The organism is Candidatus Woesearchaeota archaeon (assembly GCA_003694805.1).
Classification (GTDB): domain Archaea; phylum Nanobdellota; class Nanobdellia; order Woesearchaeales; family J110; genus J110.
This window is the reverse complement of the sequence record RFJU01000071.1, coordinates 1-2,350: the sequence shown is the minus strand read 5'-3', so window position 1 is coordinate 2,350 and position 2,350 is coordinate 1. Positions and strand designations below refer to the sequence as shown.

Annotated in this window: 4 protein-coding genes; all 4 read left to right on the top strand. The window is 50.1% G+C overall.

Annotated features, from left to right (window positions below; translation table 11 throughout):
• The first annotated feature begins 115 nt into the window (after positions 1-115).
• Positions 116-370 (top strand): 50S ribosomal protein L30, encoded by a 255-nt coding sequence (locus D6783_02685; protein ID RME53193.1) that lies wholly within the window; start codon positions 116-118, stop codon positions 368-370.
• Positions 360-788, top strand: coding sequence for a NusA-like transcription termination signal-binding factor (locus D6783_02680; protein RME53192.1), 429 nt, complete (start codon positions 360-362; stop codon positions 786-788). Before D6783_02685 ends, D6783_02680 begins: the two co-directional genes overlap by 11 nt.
• A 3-nt stretch (positions 789-791) precedes the next feature.
• Positions 792-1,229: a 30S ribosomal protein S12 gene (locus D6783_02675; protein RME53191.1), complete on the top strand. Its 438-nt coding sequence runs from the start codon at positions 792-794 to the stop codon at positions 1,227-1,229.
• Between the two features lie 212 nt (positions 1,230-1,441).
• On the top strand, positions 1,442-2,350 hold a 909-nt coding region (locus tag D6783_02670), incomplete at its 3' end, for a hypothetical protein (GenBank protein RME53190.1).

Below are 2,350 nucleotides of genomic sequence, written 5' to 3'. Positions count from 1 at the left end.
GAGTATGACGAGCTCAACAGTGTTATTGAGAATGTGATGGTGAATCAGCCAATACCAACAGGGACGGGCATGATTGATTTGATTGCGAAAGTCAAGAAGTAGCAGGTGGTTGTTTATGCTTGATGAAATACGAAAGGCAGTGAAGGAAGGCCGTGGCGTCATTGGGAAAGAAGTTGTGTTAAAAGAGCTGCGCAAGGGCGGGTTGAAAAAAGTTTTTTTAGCCAAGAACACGCCAACAAAGCTTGTTGAAGAGGTGCGTCATTTGGGCGGCCTGGGCGATGTCGAGGTGGTCTCTTTGGACATTCCTAACACCGAGCTTGGGGTGCTGTGCAAGAAACCGTTTGCTATAATGGTATTGGGTGTTCGTTAGCGTGTCGCCGACCTATACTGTGGAGCATTTGCAGCTGTTCTCCTTGTTCGAGAAGGTGACAAGAGTTCCTGTTAAAGACTGCTTCACCTTTCGCGATCGGCTGCTTTTTTTCGTCGATGAGGGGAAGCTTGCAAAGGCGCTGGGGAAGCAATTGAGCAATTTGAAGCGACTCGAGGAGGTGATGAAGCGAAAGATTAAAATAGTGGAGTTTCACCCTGACATGCTGCGTCTTATTCAGAATATCGTGGCGCCGCTACGGGTTGTCAAGATTGAGGAGCAGGACGGCGTCGTGACGCTGACCGGGCCGGATGTGAAGACGAAAGGCCTCTTGATTGGTGCTCGGGCGCAGAATCTTCGTGCGTTGGAAGAGATTGTAAAGACGTATCATCCTCACCTGAAGGAGATTCGTGTGGTTTGAACAATGGGAAAGAAGACTAACGGATTGAATGCTGCAAAGAAGCTGCGAAAGCGTCGTGCAAAGGCGAGAAAGCAGTATCAATGGTATGCAAAGAAGGTGCTCAAGTTGCATCTTAAGTCGGACCCGCTTGAGGGAGCCAGCCAAGCGGCAGGCATCGTGCTTGAAAAGGTGCAACGGGAGGCGAAGCAGCCAAACTCTGCCATGCGTAAATGTGTGCGCGTCCAGTTGGTCAAGAACGGAAAGCAAATAACAGCATTCCTTCCCGGTGATGGCGCGAGCAAGCTGGTTGACGAGCACGACGAAGTCATTGTTGAGTGTATTGGCGGGAATAGAGGAAGGTCAAAAGGGGATATTCCTGGTGTTCGCTGGCAGGTCATTAAAGTGAATGATCAGTCGCTTGATGCGTTGCTAAGCGGGAAGATTGAGAAAGCAAGAAAGTAAAGCAGTTTTCGTGTTGTTTTATTCTCTTCTTGCAAGACCACATGTGTTTTTTTGATTGGCGTAAGCACGAATAAGCCCATTCTACCTGAACGAACAAAGAGTGTCCTCAGGTGTGTCCTTCGACGAACCACTTGCTGATTGAAACCATTACTTAGTAGCAATAAATGAAAATGTTTATAAAATCTTGACAACTCACTCCCAAGGGAATAGTCATGATTGAGTCTGAACTTAGGTTTGGGAATGAAAGCATTGACTTAGGGAGCAAGAAATTCGATTTCCTCCCACAAGAAGAAAGGGAAGCTCTCATCTTCCCCGTGTTCAAAGCATTTCTTACAGACCTCGTCAAGAACAACACGTTCTACCGCGAGTGGTACGTTCGCGAAGGCGTTGACCTGGAGAGCATCGAAACGCTCAGTGACATTACAAAGCTTCCACTCCTCACTCCTCGCGTCGTCCGAAGCATTGATCCTCTTGAGTTGCTCCCCGACCGCTATGCCACCCATATTCGCCAGGAAGGGACTGTTGAGGAACTCGGCATCACTGATCCCATCGCGCAGGATTTCTCCTCGAGTGGCTCGACAGGAAGACCTAAAGTGACGTACTATACAGAGCAGGACTGGGCACTAGGACCAACACTCTATAAGCAAGCAATGGCCGACATCCCCTTCGAGGAGCGCAACAGACTCTACTGCCTCTTTAACCCAGGCCACATTGGGGGTCCCGCCTATCGGGACATGGTCCTCGCAGAAGGCGGAACGTTTGTTGCCAAGCATTTCACTATCACCAACCCTGAGGACGTGATTCGCGACCTAATGACAAATCCCCGTGGGCCATTCAATGCGCTCGCCATCCCCCCGCGCCCCCCACGCCAGACCAGGGTTGCGAAAGGGACGACGCTCTACCACCTCATCGAGGCAGAAGGACGCTTGGGAACAAACTATCTCGGAGAGAATATTCGTACGATTATCGTCAACGGAGCACCCATCAGGTATCCCGACGATGCCCTCGACCTCGTCCGCATCATGCACGACAAAAATGAGGCTGCGGGTGTCGATTTCAGGACTAAATTCAGCGATCAAGGAGGGAGTGCTGAAACCCTCTATAATTTCGCTAGCCACGAG